The organism is Dyadobacter sp. CY261 (assembly GCF_021440085.1).
In the GTDB taxonomy this organism is placed as follows: Bacteria; Bacteroidota; Bacteroidia; order Cytophagales; family Spirosomataceae; genus Dyadobacter.
The window spans coordinates 1,449,202-1,470,974 of record NZ_JAKCPW010000001.1 but is presented as its reverse complement, the minus strand read 5'-3'; the positions used below and the strand labels follow the sequence as shown (position 1 = coordinate 1,470,974).

14 protein-coding genes are annotated in these 21,773 nt (G+C 49.8%); 4 read left to right on the top strand and 10 right to left on the bottom strand.

The annotated features are described in order from the left end of the window. Nucleotides 1-5 precede the first annotated feature (5 nt). Nucleotides 6-1,016, bottom strand: coding sequence for an efflux RND transporter periplasmic adaptor subunit (locus LZD49_RS05795; protein ID WP_234666370.1), 1,011 nt, complete (start codon nt 1,014-1,016; stop codon nt 6-8). 2 nt (nt 1,017-1,018) lie between these two features. Next, nucleotides 1,019-2,275, bottom strand: a complete 1,257-nt coding sequence (locus LZD49_RS05790; RefSeq protein WP_234666369.1) for a TolC family protein — start codon at nt 2,273-2,275, stop codon at nt 1,019-1,021. A gap of 215 nt (nt 2,276-2,490) precedes the next feature. On the opposite strand from LZD49_RS05790, the gene LZD49_RS05785 reads away from it, so the two are divergent. From LZD49_RS05785 to LZD49_RS05770, 4 genes are read left to right on the top strand one after another with little or no spacing between them, the layout of a single operon-like run. Next, a complete protein-coding gene (locus tag LZD49_RS05785; protein ID WP_234666368.1) occupies nt 2,491-3,852 on the top strand; it encodes a sensor histidine kinase in 1,362 nt (453 codons plus the stop codon). Between the two features lie 18 nt (nt 3,853-3,870). Next, nucleotides 3,871-4,245, top strand: coding sequence for a response regulator (locus tag LZD49_RS05780; RefSeq protein ID WP_234666367.1), 375 nt, complete (start codon nt 3,871-3,873; stop codon nt 4,243-4,245). Further along, nucleotides 4,242-5,288 (top strand): adenylate/guanylate cyclase domain-containing response regulator, encoded by a 1,047-nt coding sequence (locus tag LZD49_RS05775; protein WP_234666366.1) that lies wholly within the window; start codon nt 4,242-4,244, stop codon nt 5,286-5,288. Before LZD49_RS05780 ends, LZD49_RS05775 begins: the two co-directional genes overlap by 4 nt. A 2-nt stretch (nt 5,289-5,290) precedes the next feature. Further along, nucleotides 5,291-5,878 (top strand): HD domain-containing protein, encoded by a 588-nt coding sequence (locus LZD49_RS05770; protein WP_234666365.1) that lies wholly within the window; start codon nt 5,291-5,293, stop codon nt 5,876-5,878. On the opposite strand, the gene LZD49_RS05765 is transcribed toward LZD49_RS05770, so the two are convergent. The 8 genes from LZD49_RS05765 to LZD49_RS05730 form a co-directional block, all read right to left on the bottom strand. After that, on the bottom strand, nt 5,873-9,145 hold the full coding sequence (locus LZD49_RS05765) for a cyclic nucleotide-binding domain-containing protein (protein ID WP_234666364.1): 3,273 nt from the start codon (nt 9,143-9,145) through the stop codon (nt 5,873-5,875). The two genes, LZD49_RS05770 and LZD49_RS05765, sit on opposite strands and share 6 nt — an antisense overlap. A gap of 106 nt (nt 9,146-9,251) precedes the next feature. Further along, on the bottom strand, nt 9,252-11,579 hold the full coding sequence (locus LZD49_RS05760; RefSeq protein WP_234666363.1) for a cation:proton antiporter: 2,328 nt from the start codon (nt 11,577-11,579) through the stop codon (nt 9,252-9,254). A gap of 85 nt (nt 11,580-11,664) precedes the next feature. Then, nucleotides 11,665-13,149 (bottom strand): mandelate racemase/muconate lactonizing enzyme family protein, encoded by a 1,485-nt coding sequence (locus tag LZD49_RS05755; RefSeq protein ID WP_234666362.1) that lies wholly within the window; start codon nt 13,147-13,149, stop codon nt 11,665-11,667. Nucleotides 13,150-13,425: 276 nt separating this feature from the next. After that, nucleotides 13,426-14,358, bottom strand: a complete 933-nt coding sequence (locus LZD49_RS05750; RefSeq protein ID WP_234666361.1) for an RraA family protein — start codon at nt 14,356-14,358, stop codon at nt 13,426-13,428. Nucleotides 14,359-14,385: 27 nt separating this feature from the next. Continuing rightward, nucleotides 14,386-15,918: a SusD/RagB family nutrient-binding outer membrane lipoprotein gene (locus LZD49_RS05745; protein WP_234666360.1), complete on the bottom strand. Its 1,533-nt coding sequence runs from the start codon at nt 15,916-15,918 to the stop codon at nt 14,386-14,388. A gap of 56 nt (nt 15,919-15,974) precedes the next feature. Continuing rightward, the gene (locus LZD49_RS05740; protein WP_234666359.1) at nt 15,975-19,433 is read right to left on the bottom strand and encodes a SusC/RagA family TonB-linked outer membrane protein; all 3,459 of its coding nucleotides are present in this window, start codon (nt 19,431-19,433) and stop codon (nt 15,975-15,977) included. Between the two features lie 235 nt (nt 19,434-19,668). Continuing rightward, nucleotides 19,669-20,745, bottom strand: a complete 1,077-nt coding sequence (locus LZD49_RS05735; protein WP_234666358.1) for a FecR family protein — start codon at nt 20,743-20,745, stop codon at nt 19,669-19,671. Between the two features lie 273 nt (nt 20,746-21,018). Further along, nucleotides 21,019-21,627, bottom strand: coding sequence for an RNA polymerase sigma factor (locus LZD49_RS05730; RefSeq protein WP_234666357.1), 609 nt, complete (start codon nt 21,625-21,627; stop codon nt 21,019-21,021). Nucleotides 21,628-21,773 lie beyond the last annotated feature (146 nt).

Here is a 21,773-nt window from a genome sequence, read left to right as displayed (position 1 = left end):
GAGGGTTAGTAGCCGAACGATAAACCTTTGAGTTGCATAACACCTTTGGTGACTACATGCTCGCCATCTTTTACGCCGCTGAATGTCACAATGCGGTCGCCGATCTGGTCGCCGATATTTACTTCGCGACGCTCGAAAACCAGCGGGGCTGTTTTCAGGAAAACATAGTTGCGGCCTTGCACGGTTACCACAGCATCTTTATTGATACTGAGCTTTTTACCTTCGCTCAAACCAAATGCCACGCTACCGAACATGCCGGCTTTGAGCTTACCTGTTGAGTTGGCAATGCTTACGCGGAGTTTGATCATGCGGGTGGTCTGGTCAACAAGGTCGGCGATGGCGTCGATGGTGCCGGTGAAATCCTCGTTCGGGAATGCGGTGAACTGTATTGTACATTTAGCACCTTTTTTCACCTGGCTCAACTCACTTTCGGGCACGTCGCATATAATGTAAGCAGTGCCCGCGGGGGCGTTACGAAGCTGTCTGGGTTCAAAACCACCCGCTTTGAGCTTGGTTTCGTGCTCAATAATGGCCGCGCGTTCGTTGATCAGGTTGGTCTCTTCCATCGAAAGCGCTGTTTGTGATTCGAGCAGGTCCTTACCCGTGGCGGCCCCGTGTTCCTGCAAATCCCTCATGCGTCCCAGCTCGGTTTTGCGCTGACGGATGTTGACATTCTGGATCTGGTTAATCATTGTCAAATGCTGCAAAAGCTGAGAGTAGTTGCCAGCCAGCTCGGGGTTGTCGAATATGACAATATTGCCCGAAGCGCCTTCGTCTGATCGTAACACAGTAGCCGATACTTTGGCGGGGGCGGTCACATTGGCCATGAGCGAGCTGCTCGAAATCTTTTCTGTTTGAAAAAAGTTCGCGCTTTCGGCGAGGGGGAAGCTGATCTTGGTGCCCGACGCATTCACGACCGGTGTGGAGTTGTCCTGCACGACCTTGTTAGCTGCCTTGTTTTTGCAGCCTGCCATCAATGTCATAGCCAGGCAGGTGCAAACGAGTATGTTTTTCATGATTATTGCGCGATTTGATTGATCAGTCCGGATGCGTAAAGTAGGTCGACGTAGCTCTGCCGATATTGCCCGAGGACGTCGTAATACTGCTGCTGCGTATCGAGCCAGCTGCGCTGGGCTTCGAGGAAGTCGATGATCGTCGTACCGCCCCGGAGATAAGAGTATTTGACACTGTTGAGGATTGTTTGGGATTGAGTTAACAACTGCTTGAAATTCTGTAAGTTCTGTTTGTGGGTGACGTAGCTCTTCCAGGCGGTGAGGATTTCGGTCTGCGCCTGCGTTTCGGTGGCGCGGAGATCCTGTTCAGCTTGTTGTTTCAGTACTTGTGACTTCTTGATCTCGCCCTGATTACGGGAAAAAATCGGTATTTCAATCGTGCCGTAAACGCCCATATAATGCGCCTTGTTTTGCGGGTTATAAATCAGACCCAGCTCCGGCGTCGGTAATGCACTCGATTTTTGCAGCTTGATATTGGCGTCGGCCACATCCATGGTCGATTTAATGGTTTGGATATCGGTGCGGTTTTGCAATGCTTGTTGCACGATGGCATCCATCTGGTCGGGGAATGTGAATGCGAACTGGTCGGAGGTGTCGATCTGGATCGAGTCCTGCACACCCATCAGAAATTTGAGGTTCGAGATCTGATTGCGGTAATCCTGGGCGGCCGATTTAAGCTGAATATCGTACTGGTTCGCGAGCAGCTCGGTGCGCGCGAGGTCGGTAGTTGTGATCACCTGGTTTTTGAGGCGAAGGCGATTGATATTCGCTAACGAATCGACATTTGTCTTTGCAGTGCCCAATAAATCGAGTTGCTTGCGTGCCGCCCAGACATCCACCCATTTCTGTGCAACTGCTTGAAACAGATGTCTTTCTGTATCAGCATATTGCTTTTGGGTCAGCCTTACGTTTTGCTGTGCGAAATTGATCTTGTTCTCTCTCTGCACAGGCAATTGAAAAGGCTTGGTAACCTGCCACCAAACCTGTCGGTTCGCACCATTAAACCAGCCGGTGTTCTCCGGGAACTTCGAAGTCTGCACCAGCTGCAACGACTGGTTGTTCAGGATAGGATTGGGCCGAAGCTGGGCTGTGATGATGTCTGCCTGCGAGACGTCGACATTGAATTGTTCCCGTTTGAGAATGGGGTTATTGGATTTTGCCGTTTGCAGGGCTTGCTGCAAATTATAGGCTGTTTGAGCCCTTACCGATACCGTCCCCATCAGCAATGCGATGAGAATGGGCTTCACAAGTTGATAACGCATGTTCGTTTAGTTTGAATTACCTGCAGGCAAAGGTTCTCAGCGGTGCTAAAAATGGTATTAAAACTGTTTTATAATTGCATTAAAAATCGGTTAGAAATAAATTAGAGGCAGCCTGCGCAGGGTGTCAGGGCACAACTGATATTTAAGGGAAAATGGTTACTTTGCCAACTCAACGGTTATTTTAGCAAAAGAGAACTAGTTTTACAATATTCTACATGCATTTTATTGTTGCCTTTCTCCTGATCCAATATGCCCACACCGTGATGCAGAGTACGGATCATGCATCCAAATGGGACAATTTCTTCAAGTATGCGCGTATAGTCGTCCTTTCACTGACGGCGACATACTATATAGCAGGCTCGCCGGATTGGTTTGGGTGGATATGGAACCTGGCGCTGATTGGATTGGTGCGGTTTTTCAACCAAAATGAGGATTTTAAACCAGTCCGGTCGACGGCTCAGTCGGTGTTGCCATTCGTCGGCGTGTCGATGCTAAGCGATTTTTTCGAGCAGGTCTTTCCTAAATTTTATAACAGCTACGACCAATTTTTTCAAATCGGGCTTTCATTTGCCTTCATTTTCTGTTTTGTAATCTGGTTTTACGCCCGCAAACAGCAGAAGGTCCTAACGCAGGAGCGGGAGGAACGTCTGCGTGAAGAGCAGGTTGCGAAGGAAACAAAGCTATCGCTCGAATATCTCGTGGCCGAACGGACACAGGAGTTGACCCAACAAAAGGAAGTGTTGCAAAAGGCGATCGAAGAGCTTAAAGCGACGCAAAACCAATTGATACAGAGTGAGAAAATGGCTTCGCTCGGGGAGCTGACAGCCGGTATCGCCCACGAGATCCAGAATCCATTGAACTTCGTGAACAACTTTTCGGAAGTGTCGGTGGAGCTTTGCCAGGAACTGGAAGAGGAGGTCGATAAGGTGGATATTCCGAACGAGGATAAGGACTATATCAAAGGTATCATTGCCGATCTGAGCCAGAACCAGCAGAAGATCACGCACCACGGTAAACGCGCCGATTCGATCGTGAAGGGAATGCTGCAACATTCACGCGCTTCATCGGGCGAGAAAGAGCCCGTGGACGTGAATGCACTGGCAGACGAATACATGCGCCTTGCATATCACGGCCTGCGCGCGAAGGACAAGGAGTTTAATGCAGCCCTGGTGACCGAATTCGATCCTAGGATCGGTACGGTGAATGTGTTGCCGCAGGATTTGGGGCGGGTGTTTCTCAACCTCTTTACCAATGCATTTTACGCGGTGTCGGAGAAAAAGCGGAGTCTCACAGAGGCCGGCCAACTCGGTGATTACAAGCCGGAGGTCAAAATTAGTACCAGAAAGTTTGATAACAAACTATATATCAGGGTTTCGGATAATGGAACGGGCATGCCGGATCATGTGAAAGCCAAGATTTTCCAGCCTTTTTTTACCACCAAACCAACCGGACAAGGGACTGGTTTGGGCCTTTCAATGAGCTACGACATCATCACAAACGGGCACGGCGGTGTGCTGGAAGTAGATACGGTGGAGGGGGAAAAAACAGAGTTCCGTCTCACCATACCCATTAATTGACTCTAACCCTCAAAAAGAATGAAAATACTGGTTGTAGACGACGAGGAAGATGTAAAGTCGCTTTTTGAACAGAAATTCCGCCGCGAAATCCGTGCTGGACAGTTTGAGTTTTCATTTGCCTTTTCGGGCGAAGAGGCGCTGGAATTTATGCAAAACCACCCTTCGGAGCTGGTCATGATCCTGTCGGATATCAACATGCCCGGTATGAGCGGGATTGAACTACTCAAAAGGATCCGTACCGATCACCCATCGGCGCCGCCACAAGTGATGATGATCACCGCTTACGGCGACAGCGCTAACCACGACCAGGCTATGCAACTTGGGGCCAACGATTTCCTGACCAAGCCCGTCAATTTTAACGAACTGAAAGAGAAACTGCTCAACATTATATGAAAGCCAAAATACTCGTGGTAGACGACGAGGCCGACTTGCAGCTACTGATCAAGCAGAAGTTCCGAAGGCAGATCCGCGAACAGCAGTACGAATTTATTTTTGCTGAAAATGGCCTGAGGGCCCTCGAAATGCTGGTAGAGCATACCGACGTCGACATGGTGCTGAGCGACATTAATATGCCGGAAATGGACGGGCTGACGCTGCTGGTAAGGCTCGGTGAAATGAGCCCGATCCTGAAATCGGTGATTGTTTCGGCCTATGGCGATATGGACAATATCCGCATGGCCATGAACCGCGGCGCATTCGATTTCGTGACCAAACCGATTGACTTCCGGGATCTGGAACTCACGATGGAAAAGACGCTGCTATATGTAGCGCAATTGAAGGAAACGCTGAAAGCGGTGCGCGAAAACGATATTCTCAGAATGTATGTCGATTCGTCGGTGCTGCAATTCATGACGCGGGAAACATTCGAACAGTCGTTGATGACGAGCGAGAATATTGAAGGGACCGTCGTTTTTATGGATATGTGCGGCTTTACGGCCATATCCGAAAAGGAACAACCTGATCGCGTGGTGAAGCTCATCAACAAGTATTTCGATGTGATGGTGAAAGAGATCATCGCGCAGGGCGGGCATGTCGATAAGTTTATGGGCGATGCGGTAATGGCCGTTTTTCGTGGCGATTATCATCTCGACAGGGCCGTTGAGTCGTCGCTTGCAGTGCGTAACCATATCAATGTTTTCAAAGAAGAATTGTCGGACCAATCCGGCTATTTTCCAAAAGTTTCGATAGGCATTAATTCGGGTGAAATGGTATCGGGTAATATCGGCTCGGCGGCATTGAAACGGCTGGATTACACGGTGATAGGGGACGTCGTGAATGTGGCGCAGCGCTTGCAGTCCATTGCGAAGCCCGGCCAGGTGGTCGTTCCACAATCGGCTTACGAGAAGCTGAAAGAAGCATTTCAATGCACAGTTGTGGGCGAGGTTAACCTTAAAAACAAATCGAACCCGGTGTTGATCTACGAAGTGCTCGAATAGCCATGGATATCGAAAAAGCACAGGAATACATTCTGCGGGAACTGGAAGCGCGGTTGGATAGCACGCTGTTTTATCACGGTGTGCATCATACGATCGATGTTGTGCATGCTGCGATGGATATTGCCCGACTTGAAGGCATCATGGACGCGGAATCGATTCAATTGTTGTGGACGGCTGCCTTGTATCACGATTGTGGCTTCATGACCACCTACCGGGGGCACGAAGAGGCTGGTTGCGTAGTCGTTCGCGAGGTTTTGCCGGGTTTAGGCTATGATGCCGAGCAAATTGAAAAGATTTGCGGGATGATCATGGCTACAAAGATCCCTCAAAGCCCCAAAAATGAGCTGGAAAGGGTCATTTGCGATGCCGATCTGGATTACCTCGGTCGCAATGATTTTGAGCACATTTCGGCGACATTATTTGAGGAACTGAAATCGCGGGACATGGTCGAGGATATTCCGGCCTGGGATGCGATCCAGGTGCGTTTTCTGGAAGCGCACCAGTACTGGACGGTATCTGAGCAAAAGCGTCGCAATGCCGTCAAACAACGGCATCTCAAACAACTCAAAAAGACTGCGCGCACCTTATAGCTGGCGCATTTTCTCGTTCTGCACACGTATGCGCTGGCATAGGATGCGCAGGACATTGCGTAGGATCTCATCACGTTCCTCCATCAATTCAAAGAAATCTTCCTGGTCGATCCGGAACACGAGCACGTCGGTTTCGGCGACTGTCGTGGCCGATCGCGGCTCAGTATCCAGCAATGCGAGTTCACCGAAAATTTCCCCTTTATCGAATAGCGCGAGCTGTTTAGGCCCGTCGTAAATGCCAACCTGACCGGTGTAAATAATGTACATCGAATCGCCGAGATCGCCTTTGGCAAAAATCTGTTGCCCGTCGCTGTATGTCACTTCCTTCATGATAGGCGCAATGGAGCTGAGAACGTTTTCCGGTGTCTGCGCGAAAAGCTGGGTGTTTTTAAGGACGATCACCCGTTCCATTTCGGAAATCTGCTGGGTAGGTTCGGCGTGTTTCATAGGGATTCTAAGCGAAAATTTAAGGTCGGGACTTTGTGCGAGCGCTGCATATTTTTCATGAGCAGCCTCCCGAATGAGCCGGGATGGGTGGGAAGCCAATTTTTCGAGGTGAACGAGATCCGCCTCTTCGATGTCGCATTTGCTCACGGCAAGGGCGATTGTCCAGCTCGTGAAGGAACGCTCTTCCTGGGAGAGAATCATCGTAACAAGAGACAATCCCGGATCAGCATTGCCCATGTACTGGCGCAATGCGTCACGCTTCCTTTGAATAGGTATATTTTCAAACAATGCATGTAGCGAAGGGTAGAGCATTCGCGGTAAAAGGCTCTCGATGAGTTCGAGCGAGTTGGCACGTTTTTCCCTGCTCGCATGGCGAATTCCCTTCCATGCACTCTGCACCGCCTCCTTATCGTACTGCATCATGAATAGGTAAAAAAGGCGCTGAGCAGTCAGGTCGAGCTCGTATTCGAGGGCATTGTTCCAGGTGATGTCTGCTTCGGAGGCATCCATTCCATTCAGCAACTGCGCCGCATGGATGAGTTCCTTTTCGACAAATTCAGGTATAAGTACTTTATAATCAGCTATAATTGTATAATGGCTAAGAGCTTTTAGGGCCGCAATATGGGTGAAAATGTCAATATTTTCGATATGAACACTACTTTCTTTTCTTTTAATACTGCTTGTATTATCGATATTAATAAAAAGTCTATTGCGGTAAATATTTTTAATAAGGTTAAAAAGTATTTGAAGTATAAATTCGTGCCGACCTTTTTCAGCCACTTTGATGAACGTCCGAATGCGGTCACCGGAGGTATCTTGCTGCAACCATTCCTCAATAATGCGGATCCCGAGGTCGCCGGAATTGATCAGTGCGTGAATCGTCGAAGACGTCAATGTGCCGGTGAGAACGATGCGCAAATCGCGGAGCAGGGTAGGAGACCCCACGGTAGCGGCTACTTCCAGCGCGTAGTTACGCACACGCTGCGAGCCTTTGTTAATGCAGCTTTTGAGCAGATTTTCATAAGAACTAATGCCCGTTACTTTCAGGCAGTCGAGCGCTGCGAGCTGGTCGGTTTCCTGCTCCGATCCGAAAAGCCTTTGCAGCGTGCCGTGGATCAGCGGTAATGCTTTTCCAGCCTCCCAGCAGCCGATAATGGTGCCCTTAACGATGTCGAGATCGGTATGGGCCAGAAAGCGTGCCGTTTGTTCGTCGGACAAGCGACCATTGCCGCAAGCGAGCCTGACAGCCAGCACCTGGCAGGCGGCGTCGGGTTCGTCTTCGATATATTGAATAAATGAAGCGGAAAGCTCAGGCTTGTCCAACGTGGCCAGCGTCTGCAATGTCTTCAACCGTACTTGCACAACCGGGCTTTTCAAGAGCCCGTCTGCATGTTTGCGAAAGATAGAAACCTTATTCTTCGCGAGCCAGTCGATCGCATTCAGGACCTCTTCCTTGCGGTCGCTTTGTAAGTTTTCGGTAATGATCGGCAATGCCTCGGCAGGTGCCGCCATTTCACCGCTCCGGATAAAACGTTTGCTGATGGCGGATTTCAATTCCTGCATGTAATACCGGTAAGCTTTGCGGAATACAAGCAATGCAGCGACTGCAAACAGCAGCGACAGGTCGAAAGTAAGGCTGATATCGCTCCAATGCTGCGTGTAGACGATCCAGAGCATCACGCCGGCGATCAGCATTCCCAGCGGTTCAAAAAAGCCTTTTGCGAGTGTATGGCCCTTCAAACGTGTTTTAGTGGAAAGCGGCTGGAATAAAACCAGGAAAACCGGATCAAAAATAGTCCGCCTCACCAGTTCGAAAAGCAAATAGGCCATGCAATAATAGACCAGGAGCGAAGGCTCGTCCTTGCGGAAATAGGATGATATAAGGAGCCCGAGCGAAATGGCAATGGTGGTCAGAGGCAGCAGGTATAAGGTGAGTTTGATCCCGAAACGCTCGACGGTTTTGCTCGAAAACAACATTTTGACAAACGTAGAGATCACATAAGTGGCCGTCAGCAACGAACCGACAAAGAAAATGACATCGTGCTGGCTGTGGAATTTGTATTTCACATTCACAAAAAAATGATACTCGATCCAGGTGGCCGCAGCCGCAATGGCCACCATGCCAATGCAAAGCGACGTAAGCAGCTTGTTCCCGCCAAAGTATTTCTGAATGATCCGCGAGTCGGAATCCGTGGCCCGTGTGCGTGCGTGGTGCGGGTTGGGAATGTCTGTGTGGCGGAATGTCAGGATTTGAGTGTAGAATGCCAATGCAAAGAAAACCAGCGAGATAACCAGTAGAATGGCCAATACTGACGGCGAATGGATCAGCACCGCCAGCACAGCTCCCAGCGCTTTTGCAGGCATGTCACCGGAACCGATCACGCTGAACAGCCGCTTGCTCTGGCGTACATCGAATACCAATGCGGATAACCCCCAGAATTCCAGGTTAATAAGCAGGTAAATGATCCGGTAACCGACCATAACGGCAATGGCCGTAGCCACGCCATGACCAGCCAGCAGTAAACCTATCACCACGACCACCATAAACAACGAGGAGAGCATTGTTCCGAGGCTGAGTTTTTCAAGCAAAAGATGGTGTTCGAAATATTCGTAGACCTTACCGGCAGTCATAACAGCTAATGCGGCGGCGATGTAGGCCAGTGGGAGCGAGTACTCGGGATGGTTTTCGAGCAGCAGCACGTTGGCCGAGACGTACACCAGCGTGGTTCCTACATTGGTAAAGAAATTATGAAAAAAGAAAAGGATCGTTTGCGGGTTAATGGACTTCGTGAAGCGGTTTTGGCTTAGAAATGGGATCATAGAATTGGAATGCTAGCGTCGCTCCTGTAAAATAAATACTTATTATTCCTTTTAAAAACCCGTCAAGCAGAGTTTCCGGCCTTTAAAAATCCATAAATTCTGACTTTCAGCCGCGTATGATCAACACCGAAGGCGAGTTGGAAAGCCATACGCTGTGCGATTCAACGGCTTTTTTCCAGCTTTCCAGGCTGATCACCATCAAATCCTTTTCTTTCAAAAAATCCTTTTCAAGCGCATTTTCGTAAAGGAGCGTCACATTTTCCGGCGATTTTTCCAGCAATGCATTCAAGGCATCGCCTACCTCGAGGTGCTGGCTGACGGCTTGCGATGGGTCCATGATCGTCATTCGCAATCCGTCCACGGCCGCCAGGCGTTCCGCAAAGGGTAGCAAGAAACGGTCTTCCGGGGTAAACAGGGGCATAAATACGTCGTTTACCTGTTCGAGGTTCTTTTCGATAAGAATACCCACCGGTGCCTTTACCGATTTGATGATATGTGCAGTCCGTTCATCAAACACGTCTTTATGAAACAGTTTTTCCCTGCCGCTAATGGTGTCAAAAAGCCGCTCCCTGCTCGCAAAGCGGGACGTAAAACCGAGTATTTTGCCTAAAAATGTTCCCTCAAAGACCGATCGTCCGATCCCGATGAGCAGCATATCGAACTCGCCATCGTTGGCAGTTTCGATAATGTCGTGCTCTATGTTTTGGGATGGCTTAAAAAGGGAGGTAAAAGTTACGTCGAGCGAATGTGCCTCTTCGTTAATGGGTCGGAAAGTTTCGTATTGATATTCCTCCGTATTCACCTGGCTGAGGTAGCTGCTCGGCGAAAGGTGCAGCGCCGTAATGTGTTGTTCTGCTGGCTGACTATCGATTTCCTCTTCTAAAATTCCTTGCCCCGCAAATCGTTGCCCGGCAAATCGTTGCCCGGCAATCAGCTTGTTGGCGAGGCGGAACATTTTGCGGCCGCCCTGGGGGCTGGCGAACGCAATCAGGATCGAGAAACGGGACGGCTCGACTGAATGCTGTTCTTCCCATTTTTTGGCAGGTAAGAACTTGTCGATAAGGTCCATGGCAGGGCCGGTCATACAGGTGGTTGCGAGCGCCATGATCACCATCATTGCGAATATCTCGGGAGAAAGTACGCCGATATCGTAGCCGATATTCAGGACGACCAGTTCCATCAACCCGCGCGTATTCATGAGCGAGCCGATAATGAGGCTGTCGCGCCACGACTGCTTCACGAAACGCGCCGCTACGGCGCTTCCAATAAATTTACCAATGACGGCCGCCGCGATGATCAGTCCGGTCACAAACCAGAGATGCGGGTCATTCAACAGGCCGATTTGTGTTCTTAAACCTGTGAAAACAAAGAACAACGGTAGCAATAGTACCAGGGAGACGTCTTCTACTTTTTCAATGAAAATATTGCGAAAACGCTGGTTCGCAGGCATGATCACCCCGGCCATAAAAGCCCCGAAAAGCGCATGGATACCAATGAGTTCGGTGCAATAGGCGGAGAACAGCAGCATCAGGAAGAAAAGGGCCACCACAGGTTTAGTGAGTCCTTCCCGGTAGGCATAATGGTCTCCTACGCGTTTCAGCACCGGTTTTACCACTTGCAGCATCACCACTACGTAAGCGAGCGCAAGAATGATCGTATAAATGGCGCTTACAAATTCACCCGCTTTTACAATCGCGATCACCGCAGCGAGGATACACCAGGCGGTAATGTCGTCGGTAGCGGCGCAGGTGATCACCATCATACCCAGGCGCGTGCGGGAGAGCCCACGTTCCTGCACAATGCGCGCAAGTACAGGAAACGCCGTGATACTCAATGCAATGCCAATAAATAGTGAAAATGAAAGAAAGCTGATGCCCTCGGGTGCAAACTCCGAATACATATACAATGCCAATCCCACACCCAGCGCAAAGGGCAGTATAATGCTTGCATGGCTGATCACAATGGCCTCTTGTGCCTTGGTTTTCAGCACATTCAAGTCCAGCTCCATCCCGATAATGAACATAAAAAGGATTAGCCCTACCTGGCTCAGAAACTGCAAGTTACCCAGCGACGTGGCCGGGAAGATCAATGCCGAGATTTCGGGATAGAACATCCCGAGCAACGAAGGCCCAAGAAATATCCCGGCGGCAATTTCACCGATCACAGTCGGCTGACCAATGACTTTGCAAATCCAGCCGAAGAGCCGGGCTACAATGATAATGGTGATGATTTGAAGCAGGAGCGTGGCGAGCGGGTGGTGGATATTATGCCCGAAGGTGTCTTTAAATTGCTCCCAGGAAGAGGTAGACAGCTGTTTTTGGGTAATTTGGCCGGCTTTTTCGAGAAAAGTGCCCTGTCGGATAAAGAAGTAAAGCAGGGCCGAAAAAACGCCGATGGTAATGATGTAAAAGAGTACGTTGCGAATGTTCTTCATCTGTTGGGTAAGGGAGTGAAGCACGCAAAATACTCAATTAAGGTGAAAGTTAGTAGGACGGAGCGCCCTACTAACTTTCAAATTCCTAACTCCACAACCGATCGTGCGAACGTTTTTCGTTCCAGTCGGGCGTGGGGGCGAAGAACGATTTGTCTTTCGGATGCAGGTGTTTTTTTACCTCTTCCTCGTTCAGTTCAATGCCGAGGCCAGGAGCTTCCAAAGGCACCGGCGCATAACCCTTATCGATCAATTTACGGCCGTCGGTAGTTTTTACTAGGCTTTCCCACCAGGTAACATCCACCGAGTGGTGTTCCAGCGCAAGGAAATTCTGTGTTGCTGCTGCGCAATGCACATTGGCCATGAAGCTCACCGGTGTGCCCGCGAAGTGCATCGCCATCGCAATACCGTGGTCTTCGGCATAATCGCCGATACGTTTGGTTTCGAGCAAACCTCCCGATGATGCCAAATCGGGGTGCACGATGTCAACAGCGCGTTGTTCGATCAATGCTTTGAAACCTTCTTTAAGGTAAATGTCCTCGCCGGTCAGCGTCGGTGTTTCCAATGCGTCTGAAATGGTTTTCCATTGGTCGGTATATTCCCAGGGCACCATGTCTTCAAACCAGGCAAGGCGGTATTTGTCGAGCGCTTTTCCGAGGCGGATACCGTTATTAAGGTCAAAATGGCCGTAGTGATCGGAGGAAAGCGGTATTTCATAGCCTACCACGCCGCGCACTTCCTCCACGACTTTCGCCATTTCATCTAAACCTTTCGGTGTGATCTGAATTGCGGTGAATGGGTGTTTGGTATTCGCGTAGGAATGGTAATCACCAGCCCATTGCGAAAAGCCGCCGCCCCACACCTTGTTGTTGACCACGCTACCTTCATTATTTCGTAGCATCCCGATCGAAATATCCATTTTGAGCCAGGTATAACCCTGGTCCTGCGTACGGAATTTGATCTTCTGCTTGAACTCGTTGATATCGTTCGATTCGGGCGTGTCGGCATACAAACGGACTTTGTCGCGGTAACGGCCGCCGAGCAATTGCCAGCAAGGCACACCGTAAGCTTTACCGCAAAGGTCCCAAAGCGCCATTTCCACCCCGCAGACGCCACCAGCCTGCCGGCCATGGTAACCAAACTGCTTGATCGATTTGAACAACTGCTCCACATTACAAGGGTTCTGGCCCAGCAAATGGCTTTTCAGGAACAATGCATAGCGCTCATCGGCACCATCACGCACCTCGCCAAGCCCGTAAATACCTTGGTTGGTATCGATCCGGATAATAGGCGTCCGGCCCACATTCTGCACAATACAATAGCGCAAATCAGTGATTTTCAATTCCGAAGGTTTCGAGGCACGGCTCACCTTGGAAGTGGCCTGCGCAATGGTATCCTCGGTGGACATCGACATAAATCCACCCAGTGCAATGCCGCCTACCGCAGTTTTGCGCAAGAAATTACGGCGGCTGTCATTTGTCGTCGGGTTAGCGATCTCCGCAGTCGCGGCCGCTTTCTCCGCACCTTCAACTTGTTTGTTTGATTCAATGATCTGTTTAAGAATGTTCTTCATTGGGATATGAGGTTAGTGTTTTGATTTTTTTGACCGCCGACGGCTGACAGCTGACCGCCGATGGGGGGTAGTGACGATGGACTATGGACGATAAGACCATAGACCATAGACCATGGTTTTGTATTTGTTTGAGAATTCATGAGTAAAAGTCGGCGGTCGGCGGTCTATGGTCGGCGGTCCATGAGTTTGAGAATTCACGAGGAATAATCGGCGGTCGGCGGTCTATGGTCGGCGGTCCATGGTCTACCACGGACCGCCGCCATACCCCGGCATCGCTCAATAATTCCTTTCCTTTAAATAATCATCCAGCTCTTTCTTCGTCATCGGCAGTTTGCCGGGGTAATTGTTCACCCAGTTGAGAAAGTCCTTCTGGATCGCGTCTGACCATTTGGTATCGACTTCACCAGGCGTGTACTTGCCCTCACGCAGGCGCAGGTGACCGAATTCATCCCGCAAGGCTGTTACTTCCGACGTCAGTACGAGTTCTTCCGCCAAATGCGCCGGAATGAAGATCGTACCATATTTTTTTGCCAAAACCACATCCCCCGGAAGCACCACCGCGCGACCGATGCGGATCGGTGTGTTGATGTTTGTGAGCATCATTTGCTGGATGTAAGAAGGATCCTGGCCTTTGATCCATGCATTAAAACCCTTGATCTCGCTCAAACCTTCCACATCGCGCACCGAGCCGTAAAAGATCACTCCGCGCTTGGATTTAGCATAAATGGAGTTGCCCAGGTTGTCGCCGATGAGCGTACCGTCGGCGATTTTGCCATAGCCGTCAGCCACATACACGTCGCCTTCTTTGAGCACGTCGATCGGCCAGGAGTTGGTGCCGCCTGTCTGTACGCGGCCTTCTTTTTTACCGGTTTCTTTCACCAAATCCTGCAAATCGGGGCGTGCGGGCAGGTACTGGGCGGTCACCACGCGGCCGGTCATGGTGCTGTCGTTGTGGATCAGCTGCCATTCGCCTTCAAACTGGTTGTGGTAGCCTTTGTTGCGCAGCACGCCCCAGGCTTCTTCCATCGAAATGTTTTTGAGGCGCGCGAGGATAGCGTCCGACACCCGGGGGCGTCCGTCGGGCGACCGTTCACCCTTCCAGCCGGCGGTGTAAGCTTTGATCTGATCGGGAGTGGGGGAGATGGCCTGTGCGTAGGATGCGACACTTCCCAGCATAAGCGCTCCCGCAAGAAAGGTTTGTTTAAGCATAAAAGAAAAATTAAGGGTTAGTATTCATTATTTATCCCAAAAAACGGGTGTTCCGAGCTCGTCAGGGCCCATTCTGGCGATGGCTGCGAGGTAGTTGGCCTCATTCACAGAGCGTTCGCGGACAGGGTACACCAATCTTTTGATAAAATCTTTTACTGACGGGTCTTTACCCGGGTAAGTGTTTACGGGAAGTATCGGGAAGCCACTTCTGCGGAAGTTCGCCCACGCTTCTGAGCCGTTCAGGAAGGACGAGATCCAGTACTGGTTGTTGATCTGCTCCAATGCTTTCGCGGGTACAAATGGGTTGGCTGTCAGGTATTCATCCTGGGCTGCTGCGGGAACGGTGGCTAAAACGTCGTAGGTGGTCATTTGCGCCATATGCGCTTTTACACCGGCATCATAAAGTGCCTTGACATCGCCGGTTGCCCAGCCTCTTTGAACAGCTTCTGCCAGTAAAAGGGATGTTTGGGAATAAGTGATAAAGAACTCAGGCGCATCGATTTTCCCCGCTGTCCGCCGGTTGATCTGGGAATATTTGAATGCAGAACCTATTTTGCCTGGAAAATCAGGTGCACCGGCAACCGTTGATTCGTTGTATCCGTAAGGCATTCCCTGCTGATTAGCAGGCGTGGTATCTTCTGCTCCGGCGGTTGCAATCGGGTTGCTTGGGATTTCATACTTCACCGCGATTACTTGCAGGCGAGGATCCTTAGTCGTTTTGAGGAAGTCCACGAAAGCCTTGCCGAGGTATACATTAGCTCTTTCCGTTCCCTGAAAATAGCCGGCCAACGGATGGTTGAATGTGCTGTTGAAGGCAATCAGCGCATTATCTGCATTGGAGCTTTGCAGGCCACCCGCTGCCGGGTCGGTTGCTTTGGCCACGTATTGCTTCGCCTTGGCCACATCGATTTTGGAATATCGCATCGCGGCACGGAGCAGCAATGAGTTGCCCAATTTTTTCCACTGGGCAATGTTGCCTTTGAAAAACAAATCGCCGCCTTCAATGGGTTTGGAAGCATCCAGCGCCTTGGTACCTTCTTCCAGTTCTTTCAGAATGTCATCGTAAATGAGTTTCTGGTCGTCATATTTGGGTAAATTAATACCTTCCAGAAACGCTTTTCCAGCTTCAAAATATGGCACATCACCGTACGTATCCACCAGTACCATAAACACATACGCCTTCCAGATCCGCGACATATTGTACAGGTTGGAGCGCGCGGGATTGTCTTTAGTTTGGGCGATAACCGTGGTAAGCAGGTTCACCGGGCCATTTTGCAGGTACAGTGAGTTAAAATTCGCATTGGAATTCGGATCATACACCGTATTGTGATTGCCGCCTTCCATTACACCGGTATAGGGTGAGTTGATTTGCTGTACAATCTGCATTTGATAAAACTGGGTAGCAATAGCGGACCCGAACTCAGCATTCGAAAAAAGGTAGATGGGGTCGATGCTCGTGGCGAGCACCGGGTTTTTGTTTATGTCTTCGAAGCCGCTGTCGCAGGAACTGGCGCAGGTGAACAGTGCGAGCGCCGCGGCATATATGAATAGTCGTCTCATAGTTTAATGAGTGAATGAGTGAATGATTGAATGACTGAATGAGTGGTCGGCGGTCCTCACAACTTGATATTCAAATTAACCCCGTAGCTCCGTGTCGTCGGCAGCGTATGCGTCTCGATGCCTTGCAGGTTGTCGGAGGCGGATACGGCGGCTTCCGGATCGAGATTGTCGATGTATTTCTTGATCATGAGCACATTGTTGCACATTGCGGAGATGGTCAGCCCTTTGATAAACGTCTTGTCTCTCACGAAGCGAGACAGATCGTAGCCGACTGTAATGCTTCTCCAACGCACAAATGCACCATTATAAACAAACGGAGTGGCTAGTCCCGTGCTTCGATAAGCGGTGTAAAATTGCTGCGCTTCCACACGTGTTGCATTAGGCGTACCGTCGTTGGCAACACCATCCAGCAACACGCCACCATCCCTGCCGACTAATGACGGTTTTGAGAGTCCTTCACGCAAGAAATTCAAGTTGGAATTGGAAAGGATCTTGTTTCCTGCTTTGAAGTCGATTTGAGTGCCGATGCGGATACCTTTCACATTGACCGAGTTAACCCAGGCACCCACCCATTTCGGGATAGCGCTGCCGTAAGTCATTAGATTTCCCTGTTGTGGAAGGCCCCCGGAAGTGATAATGCGTCCCTGTGTGTCACGCTTGTAATCGAAACCGCGAAGTGAGGCGAGTGGCTTGTTTTTTTCGTGCGAAACAATGCCGAAGAATTCGCCTGAACCCACATCGAAGCGGTCTTGTCCTTCGGCCAGTTCGATCACCTTGCTGATGTTGTAGCTGCCGTTAAAGCTGGTTTCCCAGGTGAAATTGTCGTTGCGGACAGGCACGATCGTCAGCAGGAACTCGATGCCCTGATTGCGCAGTTTACCCACATTCACTTTGGTTTGGCTAAATCCAGAGGTATTGGAAACATCTACGTTGAGGATTTCATCGACGGTATTTTTCCGATATAGTGAAAGGTCCAGGTTCAGCCGACTGTCGAAAGTTTTCATTTCAATACCAACCTCTGTTTCTTTTACCTTCAATGGCCTCAGATTTGCATTCGGGCTGACGGTCGAAGGCAGGTTTCCCAGAGCCGTTCCGTTGAAAGGGTTCGCATTGATACCATAGTAGAGGTTATTGGAATACGGATCGGTATCACCACCCACTTCCGCGTAAGCAGCGCGTAACTTACCATAAGTGAGCCAATTGGGCGCATTGGCAAATGCCTGGCTGAACACAAAGCTCCCGCTCAAAGAAGGATAGAGGTAACTGTTGGATGCAGGGTTGAGGGTTGAAAACCAGTCGTTCCTGCCGGTAACATTTACATACAGGAAGTTTCTGAATGAGAATTCAGCAGCACCGTAGACGGAGTTAACTTTCTTCTTGCTATAAGTATAATTTGGATTCTTAACCTGACCATTTGTAATGGTGTACAAATCCCTTACATAAAAGTTAGTAACCGCCGTCGAAATATTGTCGTTCACCTGCAACATCTGGTTGCCACCCAAAGTAATGTCGATCCCGAAATCGCCGAAGGAGCGGTTGGCACCGATGAGGATGTCCATATTACGCTCGCGGAAAGTCGACACATCCTGATAGTAGTAACCATTGAAACCGGTTGTTACCGCACCGATGGATCGTGTACCGGTAGGGCGATTGTAGTTATACGGACGAGTATAATAATCCTGACCAATCCGGCCCTGCACGAACAACCAGTCCGTGAAATCATAACGAACCGACGTGTTACCGAAAATACGGTCGCGACGGACGTTCTCGAAGCGGTCGTAAGCTACCCAGTACGGGTTATTGCGGTTGGTAAAGCGGGCCAGCGGCATTTCGTTTCCGTTTGCATCCTTGCGGTTTTTAAGCCAGTCCGTGTCGATGCTGGTCGCCAGGGTATAAATGGTGGTGTTCGCATTCATGTCCTGGATACCGATCTGGGGCGGGTTTTTGTTGTATTCGTTGGAATAGTTCGCGTTCAGTTGCGCGGAAAGCTTTTTGGTAAACTTGTAGTTCAACCCAAGGTTGAAGATTCTTTTATGATAAGCCGAATTCGGCATGATCGCGTTGGCATCGGTATTCGCAAAAGATAGGCGGAAATTTCCTTTTTCATTGCCGCCTGATAATGCAACTGAATTGGTAAAACTGGTCCCTGTGCGGTAAAACTTCTTGATACGATCCTTGTGGGCCACGTAGGGCTGGGTGCTGCCGTCGAATTGCGGCGTAGGCTGGCCATCGAATTTCTCACCGAATGCAAATACGCCCGAGCTTTGGGCTTCTGCGACGCTGGTTTGGCGTTTTCCGAATTCTCCCTGACCGTATTCATATTGGAAATCCGTGAAATCCAAGGCTTCCTGTGCCTGGAAGTTCGAGTTTAGCTCAACACCGATGCCGGTGGTTTTGCTACCGCTTTTGGTGGTGATAATAATCGCCCCATCCTTCGCGCGGAATCCGTACAATGCGGCTGCGGCGGCACCTTTCAAAACCGTCATCGACTCGATATCGTCCTGGTTGATACTTTGCAGACCATCACCCGCATCGGAAGAGCCGCCGGTGGGGTTACCGGTGCCATTTCCGTTAGAACCACCCGCCGAAACGCTGCTGTTATTGATCGGAATCCCGTTTACGATAATGAGCGGGGAGTTATTACCGCCAAATGACGACTGTCCGCGGATACGTATTTTGGTAGATCCACCAGGTCCGCTCGCGGGAGGCGTCACATTTAGCCCGGCCACTTTCCCTTGCAAGCTGTTACCCAGGTTGGTCGTGCGGTTAGTCGTCAGCTCTTCCGTATTCACCGTGGCTGTCGAGTAGCCCAGTTTCCTGGCATCACGCTTGATACCCAGCGCAGTAACAACTACCATCTCAAGGTTGCGCACGTCGGGCGTCATTGAAATATCATAAGTCGACTGGTTGCCAAGCGGTATTTCCTGAGGCGTGTAACCCACATAAGAAAAGATGAGCGAGCCACCCGCATCGGGAACGCTGAGCTGGAAGGTCCCTTCCGTATCAGTGGCTGTGCCGGCTTTGGTGCCTTTCACCACAATGCTCACGCCGGGTAGGGGCTGGCCTTTTTCGTCTGTTATCTTTCCGGTGATGTTGCGGTCGATCGCGCTTTGGTTGCGGATCATTTCGGGTAATGCGCTGCCAGGTTCGGCCGTGTTTTTGATGAGCACCACCTGTTTGCCCTCGATCTTGTACGTAATGTTGGCCGATTTGAAAAGATCGTCCAGGATGTCGCCGAGCGGACGGTCGATGGCATTCAGCGAAACCTTCCGCTGCGCTTTGATCAGTGAAGAGCTGTATGTAAAACGCAACTGTGTCAGCTTGTTCAGTTTATTTAATAAGGTCTTCATTTCCAGATTGTTAACCTGGATCGTGATCTTCTGGTTCAGAATATCCTGTGCCCCAACGGTGCCTGCTGATGCGACAGTGGCAAAGAGTAAGACAATAAATAATTGGTATAGTGATATTCGCATAGCCCTGTAAAGTAGCCGGGATAGATGTCGGTGTTTTTTCATGCTTTTGAAAGTTTTGTTCAGAATTGAAATGATGGGACAGAATGCTCCTGTATCGCCGCAGAGGTCATCCTAGCGAGGGGAGGCGCAGGGCCGGTGATGGCGCAATCATCACTGGCTCTTTATCATTCAGGGGAAAAGCAGAGTCACAGGTTTGTCATAGGCAGATCGAAGGATTAATGGTAGCTGATTTTAGTTCTGAAAAGGGTTTAGAATTTGAGGCGGGTTGGCTAACCCATTAATTACATCCTTTGGAACTGATCATAACCCGACCATTCTCCATATCATACCCGGCCCCGATGGCCTGGCATATTGCATTCAACCGTTGTTTCAGATTTTCGTCTTTAAACTGTGCGCTGATCATGCAGTTGGTCAGCAATGCACTATCGTAATCGATGCTGATTCCGTAAGCCTTGCCCAGCGCATCGAATGCTGCTGTAACAGGTTGATCATCAAACACCTGGTCTTTTAGCAACATCGATTCTGCCAAAATTCCGGTATTGGCCGCGACAGCCTTTTCCAGTTTCTTATCCTTCCGGTTAAAAACGACCTGCTGATTTGGATTGAGTATTACACCGGCCAGCCTGGCATTACCGTGCTGCATTTCGTAGTCTTTTTTAGGATAAACTGAAACACGGCCTGTTTTCACGGCTACCATTTCGGTATTGTCGCCATCAAATGCCTTAATCCGGAAACTTGTACCGAGCACTTTTGTCACGGTTTCATTCGTGTAGACCAGAAATGGCACGTTTGGATTTTTAGCCACATCGAAGAACGCTTCGCCCGTGAGGTAAACGCGGCGCTCGCTGGCCGAAAAATGCCGTGGATATTTAATGCTGCTGCCTTTGGAAAGTGTCGCCACGCTGTTGTCGCTCAGGAGCACTGTTATCTCCACATCGGCTTGGTTGGTCCTGGTCACCATTTCGCTTTCCAAAGTGATTTCGGTACTTTTTCCGGCAGGAGTTATGGTGTTATGCGTGGTATAATAGAACCAGCTGAGGCCACCGGTGAGCAGCAGTATGGCCGCTGCCCGCCATACTGCGCGCTGGTAAAAGGGGATGTTACGCTCTTCGGCAATGCGTGTGATCTCTGCGATCTCCTGGCTGAGTATTTCGTCCGAAAGATCATCCTTATAAAGGTCATGCACGGCGAGTACCAGCTCACGGGCACGCGCCGCCACACCCGCACGATCGGGATTTAGTTGAAGCCATTGCTGCCAGTGGCGGTCGATCTCCGGCGTCGGATTTATCACCCACAGACGGAATGTGTCGTCCGTAGCCAACTCTTCTACTGTAAAGGTTCGGTGTAAACTCATGTCATAACAAAGCGGACGGTCCGAAGCACTGAATGCTCTTTAAAGTAGTATGTCAGTTTTAAAAGCAGTTATAACCAAAAAACTTAAAATTTTTTTGAAAAAGTTATAAATGAGAGGAATGGGAGGATGAAGGAAGGGAGGACGGAAGTTAAAGTATAGAAAGGTGGTGAAGTATTGTATGATAGTTATATTTACAAAGTATAATAAATTTAAAAAGTAAATAAAGTATTATAAGTAAGCATTAGCGCTCGCGTAAATTCCCCTTCCTCCATCCTACGATAAAAACACCAGCAACACCCAAAAAAACTCAGCCGGTGCCCATATTTCCTTGATCTCTTTCAATGTGCGGTAGAGCAGATTGGAGACGCTCTGGCGGCCGAGGCCCATGACGCTGGCGATGTCTTCGTTGTCTAGGTTTTGGTAAAAACGGAGATAAATGATTTCCTGCTGGCGTTTGGAGAGCAGTGAGATGATGCGTTTGAGGTGGCCGTTCTGGAATCGGATGTGTTCCGCTTCAATGATATGGGTTTCGATGGAAGGATCGGACAGATCGGCATCGAAAGTCGCTACTTGCGGTTCGTGAAAGCGTTTGAGCCGGATACTTTCCTTGATGAGTTTGTGGCGGAGGGCTTTGAGAAGATAGGATTTGACGAATGCAGTTTCAGAAAGAAAAATACGGCGCTCCCAAAGTTCGAGATAAAGCTCCTGAATGGTATCGCGGATGAAATCAGGGTCGGAGGAAAACTTCGTGGCATAGTTGTACAATGCCCGGTAATGGGTTTGGGCAAGCTGCCCGAGCGCCTCCGAGTCGCCTGCCTTGAACCGTTGCCAGAGCCGGATGTTCAGCTCACTGCCATTCGATATGTTTTCTTCCTGATTCAAATCCTTAATGCAACGGCAATGTTTTATTAAATCAATGAATTATACCAATCAAAGTAGGCTGTAAGGGCATTCTCCTTGCGATTGGGCGTTAATTATTCTTTGTAAGGGACGTTGGGGAAGAAGAAAGCGGGGCGGTGAAGCCCGCC

Excerpts from the sequence above, each read along its gene's own strand:
- LZD49_RS05795 (WP_234666370.1), bottom strand. The coding sequence starts at position 1,016 with ATGAAAAACATACTCGTTTGCACCTGCCTGGCTATGACATTGATGGCA.
- LZD49_RS05790 (WP_234666369.1), bottom strand. The coding sequence starts at position 2,275 with ATGCGTTATCAACTTGTGAAGCCCATTCTCATCGCATTGCTGATGGGG.
- LZD49_RS05785 (WP_234666368.1), top strand. The coding sequence starts at position 2,491 with ATGCATTTTATTGTTGCCTTTCTCCTGATCCAATATGCCCACACCGTG.
- LZD49_RS05780 (WP_234666367.1), top strand. The coding sequence starts at position 3,871 with ATGAAAATACTGGTTGTAGACGACGAGGAAGATGTAAAGTCGCTTTTT.
- LZD49_RS05775 (WP_234666366.1), top strand. The coding sequence starts at position 4,242 with ATGAAAGCCAAAATACTCGTGGTAGACGACGAGGCCGACTTGCAGCTA.
- LZD49_RS05770 (WP_234666365.1), top strand. The coding sequence starts at position 5,291 with ATGGATATCGAAAAAGCACAGGAATACATTCTGCGGGAACTGGAAGCG.
- LZD49_RS05765 (WP_234666364.1), bottom strand. The coding sequence starts at position 9,145 with ATGATCCCATTTCTAAGCCAAAACCGCTTCACGAAGTCCATTAACCCG.
- LZD49_RS05760 (WP_234666363.1), bottom strand. The coding sequence starts at position 11,579 with ATGAAGAACATTCGCAACGTACTCTTTTACATCATTACCATCGGCGTT.
- LZD49_RS05755 (WP_234666362.1), bottom strand. The coding sequence starts at position 13,149 with ATGAAGAACATTCTTAAACAGATCATTGAATCAAACAAACAAGTTGAA.
- LZD49_RS05750 (WP_234666361.1), bottom strand. The coding sequence starts at position 14,358 with ATGCTTAAACAAACCTTTCTTGCGGGAGCGCTTATGCTGGGAAGTGTC.
- LZD49_RS05745 (WP_234666360.1), bottom strand. The coding sequence starts at position 15,918 with ATGAGACGACTATTCATATATGCCGCGGCGCTCGCACTGTTCACCTGC.
- LZD49_RS05740 (WP_234666359.1), bottom strand. The coding sequence starts at position 19,433 with ATGAAAAAACACCGACATCTATCCCGGCTACTTTACAGGGCTATGCGA.
- LZD49_RS05735 (WP_234666358.1), bottom strand. The coding sequence starts at position 20,745 with ATGAGTTTACACCGAACCTTTACAGTAGAAGAGTTGGCTACGGACGAC.